This is a genomic window from Bradyrhizobium sp. NBAIM08 (genome assembly GCF_020193935.1).
GTDB classification, from domain to species: Bacteria; Pseudomonadota; Alphaproteobacteria; order Rhizobiales; family Xanthobacteraceae; genus Bradyrhizobium; species Bradyrhizobium yuanmingense.
On record NZ_JADYVR010000003.1, the window covers coordinates 202,254 to 219,702 of the forward strand.

Annotated in this window: 17 protein-coding genes; 8 read left to right on the forward strand and 9 right to left on the reverse strand. The window is 65.8% G+C overall.

Annotation, left to right across the window (positions count from 1 at the left end; genetic code table 11):
• Positions 1-139 precede the first annotated feature (139 nt).
• The 8 genes from I6F37_RS11830 (at position 140) to I6F37_RS11865 (ending at position 7,330) form a co-directional block, all read left to right on the forward strand.
• Positions 140-1,306, forward strand: a complete 1,167-nt coding sequence (locus I6F37_RS11830; protein ID WP_035999015.1) for a cytochrome P450 — start codon at positions 140-142, stop codon at positions 1,304-1,306.
• A gap of 370 nt (positions 1,307-1,676) precedes the next feature.
• Entirely contained in the window at positions 1,677-2,627 is a 951-nt protein-coding gene (locus I6F37_RS11835; RefSeq protein WP_035999017.1) for a sulfonate ABC transporter substrate-binding protein, read from the forward strand.
• Positions 2,628-2,665: 38 nt separating this feature from the next.
• Entirely contained in the window at positions 2,666-3,619 is a 954-nt protein-coding gene (locus I6F37_RS11840) for a sulfonate ABC transporter substrate-binding protein (RefSeq protein ID WP_035999020.1), read from the forward strand.
• 8 nt (positions 3,620-3,627) lie between these two features.
• Positions 3,628-4,794, forward strand: a complete 1,167-nt coding sequence (gene ssuD, locus I6F37_RS11845; protein ID WP_225151282.1) for an FMNH2-dependent alkanesulfonate monooxygenase — start codon at positions 3,628-3,630, stop codon at positions 4,792-4,794.
• Entirely contained in the window at positions 4,791-5,597 is an 807-nt protein-coding gene (ssuC, locus tag I6F37_RS11850) for an aliphatic sulfonate ABC transporter permease SsuC (protein WP_035999023.1), read from the forward strand. Before ssuD ends, ssuC begins: the two co-directional genes overlap by 4 nt.
• 19 nt (positions 5,598-5,616) lie before the next feature.
• Positions 5,617-6,465: an ATP-binding cassette domain-containing protein gene (locus I6F37_RS11855; RefSeq protein ID WP_225126218.1), complete on the forward strand. Its 849-nt coding sequence runs from the start codon at positions 5,617-5,619 to the stop codon at positions 6,463-6,465.
• A 33-nt stretch (positions 6,466-6,498) separates the two neighbouring features.
• Positions 6,499-7,080, forward strand: a complete 582-nt coding sequence (locus I6F37_RS11860) for a flavin reductase family protein (RefSeq protein WP_225151284.1) — start codon at positions 6,499-6,501, stop codon at positions 7,078-7,080.
• A 94-nt stretch (positions 7,081-7,174) separates the two neighbouring features.
• Entirely contained in the window at positions 7,175-7,330 is a 156-nt protein-coding gene (locus I6F37_RS11865) for a hypothetical protein (RefSeq protein WP_192893091.1), read from the forward strand.
• Positions 7,331-7,442: 112 nt separating this feature from the next.
• Here I6F37_RS11865 and I6F37_RS11870 read toward each other — a convergent pair whose 3' ends face one another.
• From I6F37_RS11870 to I6F37_RS11910, 9 genes are all read right to left on the reverse strand, one after another.
• Complete coding sequence (locus tag I6F37_RS11870) at positions 7,443-8,591, reverse strand: M20 family metallopeptidase (RefSeq protein WP_225151285.1); 1,149 nt, start codon at positions 8,589-8,591, stop codon at positions 7,443-7,445.
• 256 nt (positions 8,592-8,847) lie between these two features.
• A complete protein-coding gene (locus I6F37_RS11875; protein WP_025034232.1) occupies positions 8,848-10,233 on the reverse strand; it encodes a sigma-54-dependent Fis family transcriptional regulator in 1,386 nt (461 codons plus the stop codon).
• A 48-nt stretch (positions 10,234-10,281) separates the two neighbouring features.
• The gene (gene fliN, locus I6F37_RS11880) at positions 10,282-10,632 is read right to left on the reverse strand and encodes a flagellar motor switch protein FliN (protein WP_035704875.1); all 351 of its coding nucleotides are present in this window, start codon (positions 10,630-10,632) and stop codon (positions 10,282-10,284) included.
• Between the two features lie 3 nt (positions 10,633-10,635).
• Positions 10,636-11,259, reverse strand: a complete 624-nt coding sequence (locus I6F37_RS11885) for a FliH/SctL family protein (protein WP_035999041.1) — start codon at positions 11,257-11,259, stop codon at positions 10,636-10,638.
• Positions 11,259-12,353, reverse strand: coding sequence for a flagellar motor switch protein FliG (fliG, locus tag I6F37_RS11890; protein WP_035999044.1), 1,095 nt, complete (start codon positions 12,351-12,353; stop codon positions 11,259-11,261). Before fliG ends, I6F37_RS11885 begins: the two co-directional genes overlap by 1 nt.
• A gap of 32 nt (positions 12,354-12,385) precedes the next feature.
• Positions 12,386-13,996, reverse strand: coding sequence for a flagellar basal-body MS-ring/collar protein FliF (gene fliF / locus I6F37_RS11895; RefSeq protein WP_225151287.1), 1,611 nt, complete (start codon positions 13,994-13,996; stop codon positions 12,386-12,388).
• 178 nt (positions 13,997-14,174) lie between these two features.
• Positions 14,175-14,450 carry a DUF1153 domain-containing protein gene (locus I6F37_RS11900; protein WP_002714638.1) on the reverse strand — a complete coding sequence of 92 codons (276 nt, stop codon included), beginning with the start codon at positions 14,448-14,450 and terminating at the stop codon, positions 14,175-14,177.
• A gap of 385 nt (positions 14,451-14,835) precedes the next feature.
• Complete coding sequence (locus I6F37_RS11905; protein ID WP_225151289.1) at positions 14,836-15,543, reverse strand: flagellar hook assembly protein FlgD; 708 nt, start codon at positions 15,541-15,543, stop codon at positions 14,836-14,838.
• Between the two features lie 13 nt (positions 15,544-15,556).
• Positions 15,557-17,134 carry a flagellar hook-length control protein FliK gene (locus I6F37_RS11910; RefSeq protein ID WP_368736768.1) on the reverse strand — a complete coding sequence of 526 codons (1,578 nt, stop codon included), beginning with the start codon at positions 17,132-17,134 and terminating at the stop codon, positions 15,557-15,559.
• Positions 17,135-17,449: the final 315 nt, after the last annotated feature.

The window sequence follows — 17,449 nt, forward strand, 5'->3', positions numbered from 1 at the left end:
TCTTGCTGGCCGGAGCTGCCATCTGAGTTGAAAGCAGACAAAGGCAGCTTTTGGCCCGCCTGTCCCAATCCATGGGGACAGACGGCGGCAACTGAAAGGCGCTAGCCTCGGCATCGAGGAGACGACAAGGGAGCGAAGCTTGAGCACCGCGCCGCGCATCGAGATCGACCCGGCTGCCTTCTGGGCCGACCCCTATCCGATGCTCGCCAAGATGCGGAAGGAGGCGCCGATCGCCTTCGTGCCGCAGCTCGGCTCGACGCTGCTGACGAGCCGCGACGACATCTCGATCTCGGAGAAGCAGATCGACGTGTTCTCCTCGCACCAGCCCGCCGGCCTGATGAACCGGCTGATGGGCCACAACATGATGCGCAAGGATGGCGAGGCGCATCTCGTCGAGCGCCGGGCGATGTTTCCGACGGTCTCACCGAAGACGGTGAAGGGCTACTGGACCGCACAGTTCCAGGCCCATGCGGATCGCATCATCGCTTCACTCGAACCGGGCCGGATCGATCTCATGCGCGACTTCGCGCTGCCGTTCTCCGGCGAATGCCTGAAGTCGATCACCGGCCTTACCAATATCGGCTTTCAGGACATGGACGCGTGGTCGCAAGGCATGATCGAAGGCATCGCCAATTATGCCGGCGACCCTGAGGTCGAGGCGCGCTGTCATGCAGCAACCGCGGGCATCGACGCCGCGATCGACGACGTCCTGCCGGTGATGCGCAAGCATCCCGACCAGAGCATTTTGGGCGTGCTGCTCGCCTCGGACATGCCGATGGAGAGCGTGCGCGCCAACGTCAAGCTTGCCATCTCCGGCGGCCAGAACGAGCCGCGCAAGGCGATCGCCGGCACGGTCTGGGCGCTGCTGACCCATCCCGACCAGCTCGATCTGGTCCTGCGCGGCGAGGTGTCCTGGCTGCAGGCTTTCGAGGAATATGCCCGCTGGATCTCGCCGATCGGCATGTCGCCGCGCCGCATCGCAAAACCCTGGACCATTCGCGATGTGGCGTTCGAGCTCGACGAACGCGTATTCCTGATGTTCGGCTCCGCCAACCGCGACGAGAAGCATTTCGAGCGCGCGGACCAGTTCAACGTGCGGCGCGACACCTCCAAGAGCGTCGCCTTCGGCGCGGGCCCGCATTTCTGCGCCGGCGCCTTCGCCTCGCGCGCCATGATCGCCGACGTCGCGCTGCCGACATTGTTCGCGCGGGCCTCGCGCATCGAGCTCGCCGAGGACGAAGAGGTGCGGATCGGCGGCTGGGCCTTCCGCGGGCTGCAGAATCTGCCGGTGAGGTGGGAGCAATAGGCCGGTAAGGAGCCTCTCCCCCAAGGCTGCAATCGTGCCATTCTGCCGCTGTTTTGCCCGACAGGTCAAACAAATTTCGGATAATTCGTAAGTCGTTGATCTTGCACGTCTCGTCTACTGTGCATGGGGTTGTTTTCGCGTTTTATGTTTCGCGCCAAAGACCGCTCGACCAAATCCGTGGAGCTCTCACATTCGCGTGCAGAAAAATTCCATCCTCATTCGCTTCCCCGCTTGAAAGATTAATCACGCGCGCGGCATGCAGCGCAGTGCTCGCATCGCTATTTTCCCGGACGTCTCGACACTTCCGATGACGCGCACCATCATTCGGCATACGTGAATGATGACGGCCACATGCGGCCGGGAGTGTGGAATGCAGCGTCGGGACTTTCTGAAACTTTCGGTTGGAACTGCGGCCGCCGCTGCGTTCGCATCGCATGCGATCGCGCAAGGCGCGGTGAAGGAAATTCGTATCGGCTACCAGAAGACCGGCGTGCTGGTCATCGCGCGCCAGCAGGCTGCCCTGGAAAGACATTTCGCAGCCTCAGGCATCGAGGTGAAGTGGATCGAGTTCTCCTCGGGGCCGCCGATGATGGAGGCGATGAACGTCGGCAGCGTCGATTTCGGCGCGGTGGGTGATTCCCCGCCAGTGTTTGCCCAGGCCGCGGGCGCGGCGATCGTCTACGCCGCCGGCCAGCCCATCACCAACGGCCAGGGCATCCTGGTGCCCAAGGATTCGCCAATCCGCGACATCGCCGATCTCAAGGGCAAGCGCATCGGCTTCACCAAGGGCTCCAGCGCCCACAACGTCGTGGTGCAGACGCTGGAGAAGGCCGGCCTCACCTATGCCGACATCACCCCGGTCTACCTGACGCCGCCGGATGCCGGCCCCGCCTTCGCCAATGGCAGCATCGAGGCCTGGGCGATCTGGGATCCGTATTTCGCGATCGGCGAGACCAAGCAGAACGGCCGCATCCTGATCAATGCGCGCGAGGTCACCAAGACCAATTCCTTCTACATCGCCAACCGCGAGTTCGCGAAGAACCATGGGGCGATCCTGCAGCAGATCGTCGACGTGACGACCGCGGCAGGCCAATGGGCCGAGCAGCACCGCGACGAGGTCGCCAGATCGCTCGCCGCGATTACCGGCGTTCCCTTGGATATCCAGACCGTCGCCGCCAATCGCGCGAACTTCGTGGTCGGCCCCGTCACCGACGAGATCGTTGCGACCCAGCAGGGCGTCGCCGACCGCTTCTACAAGCTCGGCCTGATCCCGAAGCCGATTCATATTCGCGACATCGTCTGGCGCAACCCGGCAGCCTGACCGTGCCGACAACTCTTCCCGTTCAAAAAGGTCTGAACATGAAGCGCATCGTTCAACGCGTGATCGCAGCCATCGTGCTGTCGATCGGCATCGTCGCGGCCGCGGTCGGCACCTCCTACGGTCAGGATAAGGTGGTCCGCATCGGCTACCAGAAGTACGGCAAGCTGGTGCTGCTCAAGAGCAAGGGCACGCTGGAGCCGAAGCTCGCCGCTGACGGCTACAAGGTGGTGTGGACCGAATTTCCGTCCGGTCCGCCGCTGCTCGAAGCGCTTAACGTCGGCGCGATCGATTTCGGCAACACCGGCGAAGCTCCGCCGATCTTCGCGCAGGCCGCCGGCGCGCCGATCCAGTATGTGGCCTACGAGCCGCCGGCGCCGAAGGGCGAGGCGATCCTGGTCCCGAAGGAAAGTCCGCTGAAATCCGTTGCCGACCTCAAGGGCAAGAAGGTCGCGCTCAACAAGGGCTCCAACGTCCACTATCTCCTCGTCAAGGCGCTTGAGAAAGCCGGCGTCAAATACTCGGAGATCGAGACCGTGTTCCTGGCACCAGCCGACGCGCGGGCCGCCTTCGAACGCGGCGCAGTCGATGCCTGGGTGATCTGGGATCCGTTCCAGGCCGCGGCGGAAGCGGCCACCGGCGCACGCACGCTGGCCGATGGCAGCGGCATCGTGGCCAACTACCAGTTCTACTTCGCCTCCAAGAAATTCCTCGAAGCCAACCCGAAGATCGTCGATGCCGTGCTCGCCGAACTCAGCGCGGTCGATGATTGGGCCAAGGGCGACATCCGCGCCGTAGCCGAGCAGCTGGCTCCCTCGATCGGTCTCCCGGTCCCCGTGGTCGAGGTGGCCCTGAAGCGCCAGTCCTACGGCATCAAGCCGATCACCGATGCCGTCATCGCCGACCAGCAGCAGGTGGCCGACGCGTTCTTCGCGCTCGGCCTGATCCCCAAATCCATCAAGATTTCCGACGTGGCGCGGAAGCCGGGAACGTGAGCACACTCATGAGCAAGCAATCAAACGCCAACATCCTCTGGTTCCTGCCGACCCACGGCGACGGCCGCTATCTCGGCACCGGCATCGGCGGCCGCGAGGTCAATTTCAACTATCTGCGCCAGGTCGCGCAGGCCGCCGATCAGCTCGGCTATTTCGGCGTGCTGTTGCCGACCGGGCGATCCTGCGAGGATTCCTGGATCGTTGCGTCCTCGGTCGCGCCGTTCACCGAGCGGCTGCGCTATCTCGTCGCCGTTCGGCCCGGCCTGCAATCGCCGAGCGTCGCCGCGCGCATGACCGCGACGCTCGATCGCGTCTCGAACGGCCGGCTCCTCGTCAACGTCGTCACCGGTGGCGATCCCGTCGAGAACAAGGGCGACGGCATCTTCCTCGGCCACGACGAGCGCTACGAGGTCACCCGCGAGTTCCTCAACGTCTACAGCGACCTGCTCGCCGGCAAGACGGTGAACGCCGAGGGCAAGCACATCCGCATCGAGGGCGGCAAGCTGCTGTTTCCCCCCGTGCAGTCGCCGCGGCCCCCGCTCTATTTCGGCGGTTCCTCCGATGCCGGCATCGACGTCGCGGCGGACACCGTGGACAAATATCTCACCTGGGGCGAGCCGCCGGCGCTGGTCGCCGAGAAGATCGCGAAGGTGAGGGAGGTTGCCGCCGCTCGTGGCCGCAAACTCTCCTTCGGCATCCGTCTACACGTCATTGTCCGCGAGACCAACGAAGAAGCCTGGCACGCCGCGAACGAGCTGATCAGGCATGTCAGCGACGACACCATCGCGCTGGCGCAGAAGAACTTTGCCCGTATGGACTCGGTCGGTCAGCACCGCATGGCGCAGCTCCACGGCGGCAAGCGCGACAAGCTCGAGATCGCGCCGAACCTGTGGGCCGGCGTCGGCCTCGTCCGCGGCGGCGCCGGCACGGCTCTGGTCGGCGACGCCCAGACGGTTGCGGCCCGCATCAAGGAGTATCAGGATCTCGGCATCGATACCTTCATCATGTCGGGCTATCCGCATCTGGAGGAAGCCTATCGCTTCGCCGAGCTGGTGTTCCCGCTGCTCGCGCTGGAGCAGCCGAGCAACGTGACGAAGCTGCATTTCAACGGCGGTCCGTTCGGCGAGACCGTCGGCAGCGATTTCCGTCCGCAGCACCGGGTGTCGCAGTCATGAGCCTGATCGACAGCATTTCGCTTCCGCGCAGCATCCGCCTGCCGCGGGCCGACGGCCTGATCCAGTGGATCGTGCCGCTCGCCATCATCGCGGTCTGGCAGGTCGCGAGCGTCACCGGCTTCGTGCCGACGCGGGTGCTGCCGGCCCCGAGCGACGTCGTGCTCGCGGGCTGGAAGCTGCTGGTCTCCGGTGAGCTCGTCCGCAACATCTGGGTGTCGTTCTGGCGCGCCTCGGTCGGCTTTTTGATCGGCGGCAGCATCGGCTTCGCCTTCGGCCTCGCCAACGGCCTGTCGCAGCTCTCGGCCAGGCTCACCGATACCACCCTGCAGATGGTGCGCAACGTGCCGCATCTGGCGCTGATCCCGCTGGTCATCCTCTGGTTCGGCATCGACGAAAGCGCAAAGCTCTTCCTGGTGGCGCTCGGGGTGTTCTTCCCGATCTATCTCAACACGCTGCACGGCATCCGCACCGTCGATCCGCAGCTGATCGAGATGGGCCGCATCTACGGCATGACCGATGGCGAACTGTTCCGCCGCGTCATCTTCCCGGGCGCGCTGCCTTCGATCTTCGTCGGCATCCGCTTTGCGCTCGGCATCATGTGGCTGACGCTGATCGTCGCCGAGACCATCGCGGCCTCTTCCGGCCTCGGCTACATGGCGATGCAAGCGCGCGAGTTCATGCTGATCGACGTCGTCGTGCTCTCGATCCTGATCTACGCCCTGCTCGGCAAGCTCGCCGACAGCGCCTCCCGCGTGCTGGAGCGTCTGACGCTCTCCTGGCACCCCGCCTTCCAGAAACGTTGAGCAAAATACTGGGAATCACATGCAGACAGCGCTTCGTACCTCTCTTCCCGAGACCGAGCTCGCCGGCCGCGCCGCTTTCGCCCCACACGCCCGCGTGGTGCGCGAGGAGCGGCAAAAAGAACACCGAGTTCAGGCCAGCGGCCTGCCGCTCAGCATCCGCGGCTTGCGCAAATCCTTCGGTAACAACGAGGTGCTGCGCGGCATCGACCTGCACATTCCCGCCGGGCAGTTCGTTGCGATCGTCGGCAAGAGCGGCTGCGGCAAGAGCACCTTGCTGCGCCTGATCGCCGGCCTCGACAAGATCGATGCCGGCAGCATCAGCTTCGGGCAGGATATTCAGCCCGAGGACATCCGCGTGATGTTCCAGGAGCCGCGGCTGCTGCCTTGGGCCCGCGTGCTCGCCAATGTCGAGGTCGGCCTCGGCCGCGATCGTGCCTCAAGCGATGCGCATGCCCGCGCCGAGAAGGCGCTGATCGAGGTCGGCCTCGCCGACAAGCGCGATCAATGGCCCTCGGTGCTCTCAGGGGGCCAGAAGCAGCGCGTCGCGCTCGGCCGTGCGCTGGTCTCGCGCCCGCGCGTGCTCGCCTTCGACGAGCCGCTCGGCGCGCTGGATGCGCTGACCCGTATCTCAATGCAGCGCCTCTTGGAGCGGGTCTGGCGCGATCAGGGCTTTACCGCGATCCTGGTGACCCACGATGTCTCGGAAGCCGTGGCGCTGGCCGACCGCGTGCTCGTCATCGAGGAGGGCCGCATCGCCCATGACGTCACGGTTAACGCCGCCCGGCCGCGCCAGCGCGGCTCGGCCGAGCTTGCCGGGCTCGAAGGCTCGATCCTGAGCCACCTGTTGTCGGCGGACGATCGTACCTAAATAGAGGGAACCCCGCTTGCGGGGAGTAGCGCCATGAATGTAGTGCCCCGCGAGCTCATGACCGAAATTCCCGTCTCGTCCGCCGATTTCCGCGGCGCCATGCGCCACCTTACCGGCGGCGTCAGCGTCATCACGGCCGGGCGGGGCAAGGACATCTCCGGCATGACGGTGACCTCGGTCACCTCGCTGTCGGTCGAGCCGCCGACGCTGCTGGTCAGCATCAACCGCGACGCCTCGTCGTTTCCGCTGATCCGCCGCATTGGCGCTTTCGGCGTGAATATCCTCAATGCCGACCAACTCGACATTGCCGAACGCTTTGCCGGCAAGGGCGGGCTGAAGGGTGCGGATCGCTTTGCAGGCAGCCAGTGGGTGACGGCAGTCTCTGGTGTCCCGCTGCTGGTCGGCGCGCTCTCGGCCTTCGATTGCGAAGTCGAGGAGATCGTCGAGCGGCACTCGCACGGCATCGTCATCGGCCGTGTCCGGGACATCAGGAGCTCGACCCGCACCGCCGCGCTGGCCTACTGGCATGGCCAGTACGTGGCGGTCGACCAGGACGAAGACGCGGCCCGGCTGGCCGATGTCAGCCTTCCCGCGCGCGGCCGGCGCGGCATTTGATCGCCGTCGGCGAGCCTCGCGCAAGGCTGGCCTTTTCCGCCTCGTCGCTCTAGAAGCGCCCCGAGCTGTCCCGCCGGACGCATGGAGCGGAACGATGAAGCGCGTGGCTACCTTGATCTTCTACGCCGTCGGTGCGCTCGCGATCGCCTATCTCGCGCTCTACGCCTACGCGATGTTCTCTGGCTCTCCGATCGTGCCGGGCGATCCCATCCACATCTTCCGCAAGCCGGATGCGCCGAGCTATTCGTAGAACTTGGTCGGTCTCGTAGGGTGGGCAACCCTTGCGCCGTGCCCACCATCTCTCCAAGGCAGCAACCGGAACGGTGGGCACGCTTCGCTTTGCCCACCCTACGCACCTCCGTTCACCCCCGCAGAATCGCCAGCGCCAGCGCCTGCGCGCGCGGCACGATGCTGTCGATCTCCAAATATTCCTCCGGCGTGTGCGCGAGCCCGCCGACCGGACCGAGACCGCAAATGGTCGGCGTGCCGACCGCGGCGGTGAAGCCGGAATCGGCGCAGCCGCCGGAGAACTCGCCCTGCAGCGTGGTGAGGCCCACCTGCCTTGCGGCCGCCTGATAGTTTTCGAACAGCGCCTTCGAGTCCGCGCTCTGCACCACCGGCACGAACTCGCCCTTGATCGACAGCGTCGCGCTGGTGCCGGGCACGTAAGGCGTCGCGACGATCTTCTCGATCGCACCCATGATCCGCGCGCGATCGGCCGGATCGACATAGCGCAGGTCGATCTGCCCTTCCGCGTAAGGCGCCGTCGTATTGACGGACTGCCCACCCGAGACGAGGCCCACATTGAGCGTGATGCCCTTGTCGAGGTCGGTGAGCGCGTGGATCTGGACGATCTTGTGCGCGAGCTCGCCAATGGCGCTGACGCCGGCGGCGAAGTTGGCGCCGGAATGCGCGGCCTTGCCGGTGATGGCCATGTGCATGAAGATGCCGCCCTTGCGCCCGGTGACGACGTTGCCCGCGGGCCGGCCCGGCTCGGAATTGAACACCGCGCGGGCCGCGCGTCCCTCGCGCTCGATCACCGGGCGCGAGGAGGGCGAGCCGATCTCCTCGTCGGAGGTGATGAGCACCTTAATCGGGTGCGGTGCGCCGCCGAACTTGTGGAAGGCGGCGGCCACGAACACATTCATGACGAGGCCCGACTTCATGTCGGCGACACCGGGCCCATAGGCGCGGCCATCCCGGATCGTGAAGGGACGCCGCGCGGCCTCGCCCTTGCCGAACACGGTGTCGCGGTGCCCCATCAACAGCACCGGCTTCTCGTTGCTGCCGGGCTTTGCCACCTCGGCATGGATCGCGTCGCCGAAGGTGGCGTTGGCCTCGCGCCGGAACGGAATGCCGTGCTCGGCAAAATGCCGCTCGAACCGCGCACCGACCGCATCGACGCCCTCCTTGTCGTAGGAGCCGGAATCGATGTTCACGATGTCGCGGAGCAGGTCGATCATCGCCTGCTTCTGCGACGCCAGCCAACCCGTGATTTGAGCTTCAGACATGTGGTCCCTCGCGTGGTTTTCGGGCGGGGTTATAGGGCGTGCCGCGCGGATGGCATAGTCACGTGGCGCGGTTCGGTCATGCGAAGGACGCTCTTGAGGTTCGTCATTGCGAGCGCAGCGAAGCAATCCAGTCTGTCGCCGCCAAAGGATTCTGGATTGCTTCGCTGCGCTCGCAATGACGGGGTGGCGGCCTGCGCCAAACGAAAATGCCCGGACTTGGCCCGGGCATTCGCGTCCGCTCGATGGTCGCGGGCGCCTACGCCCCCATCATCGGCATCCGCGGATATTCCCCGGGCGTGCCTGCGGGCGGGATTGGGATGCCGCCGTCGGCATATTCGTTGAGCTTGTTGCGCAGCGTGCGGATCGAGATGCCGAGGATGTTGGCGGCATGGGTGCGGTTGCCGAGGCAGTGCTTCAGCGTCTCCAGGATCAGGTCGCGTTCGACGTCGGCGACGGTGCGCCCCACCAGCGCGCGCGTCACCTGCTCGGCGGCCATGGTCGCGTGTGCCACGGCAGGTGCGGTCTTGGCGAGGTCGAGGCGGTCGCCGTCCGGGGTGATGATGGCGTCGGGCCCGATCTCGTCGCCCTGGGCCATCAGCACCGCGCGGTGCATGGTGTTTTCGAGCTCGCGGACGTTGCCCTGCCAGCGGTTGGCGGAGAGCACGCGGCGCGCCTCGGCCGAGAGCGGACGCAGCGGCACGCCGTTGGCCTCGGCATATTTCTTCACGAAGTGCTGGGCGAGCTCGAGGATGTCGGCGGGACGCTCGCGCAGCGGCGGGATCTTCAAATTCACGACGTTGAGGCGGAACAGCAAGTCCTCGCGGAACGTGCCCTCTCGCACGGCCTCGGCGAGATTGCGGTTCGAGGTCGCGATGATGCGGATGTCGACCGGAACCGGCTTGGTGCCGCCGACGCGATCGATCACACGCTCCTGGATGGCGCGCAGCAGTTTCGATTGCAGGCGGACGTCCATCTCCGAGATTTCGTCGAGCAGCAGCGTGCCGCCGGTCGCCTCCTCGAACTTGCCGATGCGGCGGGCGACCGCGCCGGTGAAGGCGCCCTTCTCGTGGCCGAACAGCTCGGATTCCAGCAGGTGCTCCGGGATGGCGGCGCAGTTGATCGAGATGAACGGGCGCTTGGCGCGGGCCGAGCGGGAGTGGACGTAGCGGGCCAGCACTTCCTTGCCCGTGCCGGATTCGCCGGTGATCATCACCGAGGCGTCCGAGCCGGCGATCTGCTGGGCGAGCTTGATCACCTTTGCCATCGCATCGTCACGGTAGACCAGCTCGCGGGAATCGTTGGCGACAGCAGCCAGCACCGCGGCGATCAGCTCCGGATCCGGCGGCAGCGGGATGTATTCCTTGGCCCCGGCATGGATCGCGGCGACCGCGGCGCGGGCGTCGTTGGTGATGCCGCAGGCGACGATCGGGGCGTGGATGTGCTCGGCTTCCAGCCGCAGCACGAGGTCGCGGATGTCGAGCGCGACGTCGACCAGCAGGAGGTCGGCGCCCTTGCCCCCGCGCAGCACGCGCATCGCCTGCTCGTGATCCTCGGCATGGGTCACGGTGGCGCCGTTCTCCATCGCGATCTTGGTGGCGGTGGTGAGCTGGCCCTTCAATGTGCCAACGATGAGAAGCCGCATGTCAGTCTCCTATCCGTCTGCTCGCGCCGTCGCGCGTCATGTCCTTTGTCAGCCGCGTTCGGCCTTGATGATTTCCGTCATGGTCACGCCGAGCTTGTCCTCGACCAGGACGACCTCGCCGCGGGCGACCAGCTTGTTGTTGACGTAGATGTCGATGGCCTCGCCGACGCGCCGGTCGAGCTCGAGCACGGTGCCCGGTCCGAGCTTCAGGAGCTCGCCGACGTCCATCTTGGAGCGGCCGAGCACGGCCGAGACCTGCACCGGCACGTCGAACACCGCCTCGAGGTCGGCGGCGGCACGCGCCGCATATTCGTCCTCGTTGTAGCCGACGTCGGTGCCGGCAGGCGGCATCGGGCCGTTGAGATCGGGCAGCGGAACCTGTCCGTCGGTGTCGCTCATGGTTTAGCTCCCCCTGCGAGACGCGATATAGCGTCCGACCATTTCGTCGATCTTGGCCGCGATGGCGCCGCGCTCCAGCACGACGCCGCCATCGGCCCATTCGATCCGGCAGTCGCCGGTGGCAATTTCCGGCTCGGCCAGGATCACCAGCCGGCCCTCGAAGCCGCTCTGCTTGGCGAGCCGCTCGATCTTCTCGCGCGCGCTGTCGTAGAGCGAATCGTTGATGCGGACGACGAGATGCGGCGTCGCGACCAGATGCGAGAAGCAGTCCTTGACCAGCGCGATGACCTCGCCGAGCGGCTCGGCGGCGACAAGGTCGGCGCACAGCTTGCGCGCCACCGCGACCGCGACCTCGACCGCCTCGGTCTCCATCCTGGTCTCGATGTTGCCGATGCCGGAGGCGACGCCCCGAATCGCGATGTTGATCTCTTCCATGGCGAGCGCAACGCGGCGGTCGCTCTCGGCCTTGGCTTCGCGCTGGCCGGCGGCAAAGCCGTCCTGATAGGCGCGGGCCTCGGCTTCCGCGACCTTCTGCGCGATCTCTGCCGCGGTCGCGGCCTTCTCGCGCGTCGCGCGCTCGGGCGCCGCGAAGTCGGTATCGAACAGGAATTTTGCCGGAGCGGCCATCAGTACACCAGCTCGTCGTCGGCGCGGTTCTTGGTCAGCATGATCTCACCCTTGGCGGCGAGGTCCTTGGCGAGATTGACCAGCAGCGCCTGGGCTTCGTCGACGTCGCGCAGGCGCACGGGGCCCATCGCCGCCATGTCGTCCTGGAGCATCTTGGCCGCGCGCGAGGACATGTTGCCGAAGAAGAAGTTGCGGACGTCCTCGTTGGCGCTCTTGAGCGCGACGCCGAGCTTGTCCTTGTCGACGTTGCGCATCAAGGTCTGGGCGGAGCCGGAATCGAGCTTCACCAGGTCGTCGAAGGTGAACATCAGCGCCTTGATGCGCTCGGCGGATTCGCGGTTGTCCTCTTCCAGAGAGGTGATGAAGCGGGTTTCGGTCTGGCGGTCGAAATTGTTGAAGATCTCCGCCATGACCTCGTGGGCGTCGCGGCGGCGGGTCTGCGACAGGTTGGACATGAATTCGGTGCGCAGCGTCTTCTCGACACTCTCGATCACCTCCTTCTGCACCGCCTCCATCTTCAGCATGCGGTTGACGACGTCGAGCGCGAGCTCCTCGGGCAGGATGCCGAGCACGCGCGCGGCGTGCTCCGGCTTCAGCTTCGACAGCACCACGGCGATGGTCTGCGGGTATTCGTTCTTGAGATAGTTGGCGAGAACCTCTTCCTGCACGTTGGAGAGCTTCTCCCACATGTTGCGCCCGGCGGGACCGCGGATCTCGTCCATGATGCCGTTGACGCGTTCCGGCGGCAGGTATTGCTGGAGCAGCCGCTCGGTGGCGTCGAAATTGCCCATCAGCGCGCCCGAGGCCGACATGCGCGAGACGAATTCGAGCAGCATGTCCTCGACGGTGTCGACCTCGACGGTGCCGAGCGTCGACATCTCCAGCGAGAGCTGGCGGACCTCGTCGTCGTCGAGCAGGCTCCAGATCTTGCCGCCATATTGCTCGCCGAGCGCCAGCATCAGGATCGCGGCGCGCCTCGGCCCTGTCAGACCTTCTGTCTTGGGTCCGCCCTCACGGCTGCCGGCGCGCTGACCGAGCGTGGAGATCACGCTGGTGATGTCGTTGGAGTTGGCGTTTTGCAAGGAGGCGGCCATGTCAGATCACTTCTTGATGCACTTGGCGTTGGTTATTTCGTCGGCTCAGTCAGCCACTGGCGGATGATTGCGACGGTTTCGTTGGGATTGCGTTCGGCGAGCTCACCGACGCGGTGAACGGACTGGGCGTGGACCTGGCCCTGAATGGTGGCGACGTCGATGGCGCTGGTGCCGCCGCTCGGCAGCAGCGGCTGGCCGGCCGGCGCCGCCTCTTCCGAGGCGGCTGGGCCCGTCAGCACGCCGGAGATGGCGGCGGCGACCTCGTCGGAGGCGAGAATGCGCTTGACCAGCGGGCGGATCACCAGGAACAGCACGACGAGGCCGAGCAGCATCATCACGCCGAGCTCGACGAAGTACATGACGTCGTCCTTGGTGAACTGCAGCATGCCAAGAAAGCCGCTGGGCTCGCCGATCGGGGCGGTGGAGGGCGCGTCGGCGAAGCGCAGATTGACGACCTCGACCTGGTCGCCGCGCTTCTGGTCGAAGCCGATCGCCGAGCGCACCAGCGTGGCGATGCGGTCGAGCTGCTCCTTGGTGCGGTCCTGGTAGGCCAGCTCGCCCTTGTCGTTCTTGCTGTAGATGCCGTCGACCAGCACCGCGACCGAGATGCGGTTGACCCGGCCGGCCTCGGTCACCTCGGTCTTGGTGGTGCGGGAGATCTCGTAATTGTTGGTCTCTTCGGTCTTCTTGCTCTGGTCCTTGGGCGCGACGCCGTTGTTCTGCTGGTTGCCGGGCAGCTCGTTGTTGACGGTGACCTGGCCGTTGTTGTCGGCGGTCATGCTCTGCTCTTCGCGGGTCTGGCTCGAGCGCAACACGCGGCCTTCGGGGTCGAACTTGTCCGAGGTCTGGGTGACCTTGTTGAAGTCGAAATCGGCGGAGAGCTGCACGCGGGCGCGGCCCGAGCCGACCACGGAGGAGACGATGTCCTCGACCTGCTTGCGCATCCGCTTCTCGAAGGCGATGCGGCGTTCCTCGCCGATCGCCTGTTCCGGATCGGTCTGGGCGCCGTCGGCGAGCAGCTGGCCGGCCTCGTCGACGATCGAGACCCGCTGCGGCTTCAGGCCGTTGACGGCGGAGGCGACGAGGTGGCGGATGGCGCGGATCTGCTGGGCTTCCAGCGCGCCGCGGACGCGCACCACGATCGAGGCCGACGGCTCCGGCGCTTCGCGGGCGAATAGCGGCCGCTCGGGCAGCACCAGATGGACGCGGGCGGCCTGGATGCGGTCGATGGCCCGGATGGTGCGGGCGAGCTCGCCCTCGAGCGCGCGCAGATGATTGATGTTCTGGACGAAGGAGGTGGTGCCGAGCGCGTCCGACTTGTCGAACACCTCGTAGCCGACGCCGCCGCCCTTGGGCAGGCCGCCCTCGGCGAGCTTCATCCGCAGCCGGGTGACCTTGTCCTTGGGCACCATGATGATGGAGCCCTCATTGCGGATCTCGAACTGGATGCCCTGGCGTTCCAGGTCCTTGATGATGCTGGAGGAGTCTTCGACGGACAGGTCCGTGAACAGCGTCGTCATCTGCGGCGTGGTGACACGCATGATGACGAAGGCAAAGAAGCCGATGAGCGCGGCGGTGACCGCGATCATCGCCCCGAACCGGGCGGCACCGATACTTTTTAAGAAGTCCGCAAGACCTTGCAAGCAACCGCCCCGACCAATCCGACCCGCAACCGAGCGGTCGACTGGGCAATTATTGCCTAGGTGATGGTTTCGATATGGTTAACGAAGGTTAAGAGGTCGGACAAAAGTGCATCATGAAAAAAATCGGCCTCGCAGAGCGAGGCCGATTTTCGTCAAAGACCGCAGAATTCCGGATCGCCTACTGGCGATATTGCTGGATGCGGGTGGTGCGAAGACCCGCCAGACCGTGCTGGTCGATGGAAAACTGCCAGGAGAGGAATTCGTCGACCGTCAGGGTATAACGGCTGCAGGCCTCCTCCAGGGAGAGAAGTCCGCCACGGACAGCGGCGACGACTTCGGCCTTGCGGCGGATGACCCAGCGTTTGGTGCCGGGTGCAGGCAGATCCGCGATCGTCAACGGACTGCCGTCCGGCCCGATGACGTATTTTACCCTCGGGCGATGGGGTTCTGTCATGGCGTACTCACAAACTCTCAACCACTGAACTCACGCCGTAACCGTAACCCCCGCGGCTTAAAAATCCGCTAAGCCTAAGGGTTCAATACAATTCTCGTTGAATCTTGCGGGAACGCGGCCGACTCGGCGGGCCAAAGACGCAGTCTCGGCCGGCTGAGCGGGGCAGAAGGTAAATACTTTACTAACGAACGAGGGTCGGAGCGCGGTGCCGCGGAGGCCCAACCGTCGTCCCGGGGCGCGCGTAGCGCGAGCCCGGGACCCATAATCCCAGGGAGCAGTTTGACGACGACTCGGGGTTACGACCTAATGCGAAAACGACTTCCTGGGGTTATGGATCCCCGCCTTCGCGGGGATGACATCTCGTATGTGGTTCGCTTGCCCGCCCTCAATTGCTGCCGGTCGCAATGATGCTCTTGACCTGGCTCAGCGTGTAGCTGGCGCCGTCGATGGTGAGCAGCGGCGGCGACTGGGTCAGATCGACCGACGACACCACGCCCTGCACCTGCGCGGCGATGCCGACATTGTTGTTCGCGACGTCCTTGCCCGTGGCCGAGATCGTGTACTTGCCGTCGGGCCATTGCGTGCCGTCATTACCCATGCCGTTCCAGGTAAAGGGAATGTCGTTGCCGGCGGCGGCGGTATATTTGCCGTTGAACACGGTCTGGCCGCTCGAATTGGCGATGGAGATCTCGACGGTGGAGTCGGTCGGCACGTTGAGATGCCAGACAGCCGTCGAGTTGGTCATCGTCGCGGTCGAGCCGTCGACCAGCGCGGTCTTGCCGACGAAGCCCAGCGCCTGGGTCGCCTGCGTGGTCTGCTGCAGAGTGACGAGCTGAGCCAGCGATTCGTTGGTCTTGAGCTGCTGCTCGACGCCGGCGAACTGCACCAGCTGCTGGGTGAACTGGTTGGTGTCGAGCGGATCGAGCGGGTTCTGGTTCTGCAGCTGCGTCGTCAGCAGGGTCAGGAAGGTCTGGAAATTGCCGGCGAGCGTCGACCCCGTGGTCGAGCTCATCGACGAATTCGACGAGGATTTCGGCAGGTCGGTCGTCCCGGAGACGACCGGGGGCGAAGTGGCGGCATTCGTGGTGGTCATTGCCAGATACTCCTCACACTCTGATGTCGACGCCGCTGCTCGATCCGAGCATGCGGCCATAGCCGCGCCCGATGGGCGCCGTGGAAACGCTGTCGTCCTCGCTGATGATCAGGCGGCGGGCATTGCCGCCATTGTCGTTGTTCTGGCCTGAGTGCTGGCCCGATGAATTCTGGTCGCGCAGGCTGAAGGACAGGCCGTTGCTGCCGGTCTTGAAGCCGGCATCGTCGAGCGCGCGCTGCAATTGCGGCGCGTCCTGACGCAGCATCTGCAGCGTCTCCGGCTTCTCGACGGTGAGATGCGAGGTGACGTTGCCGGCGCGGTCGACGTTGATGCGCACGTCGATGCGGCCGAGCTCGGCCGGATCGAGGCTGATGTCGAACCGCGACTTGCCGGACCGAATGGCGGCTGCGATCTCGATCGGGATGCCGCTGATCGGCACCGCCGTAGTGTGGGTCGCCGCGGTCGCGGTGAGCGTCGCGGTTGATGCTGTCGCGGCCGAGGTCGCATTCGTCAGCGGCGCCTGCACGGTAGAAGCGGCCTGCGCGCTGGTATCCGTCGGAGCGATCGTGGCTTGCGGGCCGGCATGCGCCGGCGCGGCCGACGTGCCCTGGGCCTGATCGGCGGCGCGGTCGGCGGGACCCGCCTTGGCGTCGGTCGCGACGTGATCGGCCTGCGGCTTCAAGCCTTGCGCATGGGCGGCGTTGGCGGCCGGTGCCTGCGCAGCGACGTTCGCCTTGCCGGTGTCCTGGCCGATATTGGAGATGTCGGTCTGGGCTTGCGCCGTGGCGGCCTCTTTGAACGCGGTCTTGGGCGTGCCCTGGCTGACCGCGGCGATCAGCCCGCCACCAGCTTTTGCATCGGTCGAGGCGGTCTCGGTCGTGCCGGCGGCGGCCTCGCCGAGCGTCGTCGTGGTCTCGGCATCGACCTCGGCGCCTGCGGCCTTGGCGCTCGCCGTGGCGGTATCGGTCTTGGCGCCGGCGATCTGGGCCGCGATGGAGGCGCTGGCGGCAAGACCTGCCGCGGCGATCGCGAGCGGCGCGGCGGCGGCATCGCCAGCCTGGTTCGCAGCTGCATTCGGGTCGACCGGGACGACCGGCGCGGCAACGATGATTCCAAGATCGGGCAGGGCGGTCTGCGTCGTCGCGGACGGCGCGGCGGCAGCCGCCTCGACGGCGGCGGTGAGGACCTCGGTGCCATCAGTCGCGTCGCTCTCGGGCTCGTCGGATTTGTCGGCCGATTTGGCCTCGGCCGTCTCGGACTTGTCTTTGACCTTGCCGGCGTCCTTGGTCGGATCGCTGGGCGCCTCGCCCCTGTCATTCTCCGCAGGCGCAGACGCCTCGGTGTCGTCGCTCGCCTTGCTCTGCGAAGGCTGGTCCGTGGACGAGGTGTCGCGCGACGGCCGCTCGGCCGCCGGGGAGGACGAGGTCTGCTCGCTCCGGCGCGGCGGGCTGTCCTGCGCCGGCGCATTGTTGCCGATGGCCTGCGTGTTGCTGTCGACCAGCGAGCCGAAAGCCTCGCTCGCGGGCGTGTCCTTCGGGCCTTGCGACCGGGCAGGCTTCTCCTGCGCGCTCTGGATTTGCACGCTTGCCACGACATCTGACATCCGACCGACCACAGGCAACCCCTTGCAAGCAACTTCGCATCAAGAGGGAGCAAGGAGCGGGCCAGCGTCCCGAACTGAATATTTCAGTAATATAATCAATGATTTAGTGATGTGGGTGCATTGCCGGGCCGCCGGCTCCGACCCCGCCATTTCTGCCGCCCCGGCAAGAATTGCCCTAAGCGGGGGGCTCGCGCGATTGCTTCACCGGAATGCCGCCTATATTAAAGAGGTTACTCTCAGCCGCTTTCGACTTGGGCAGTCGTGCTCTTCGGGAACCAAGGTTCCGGGGGATCGCCGCCGTCC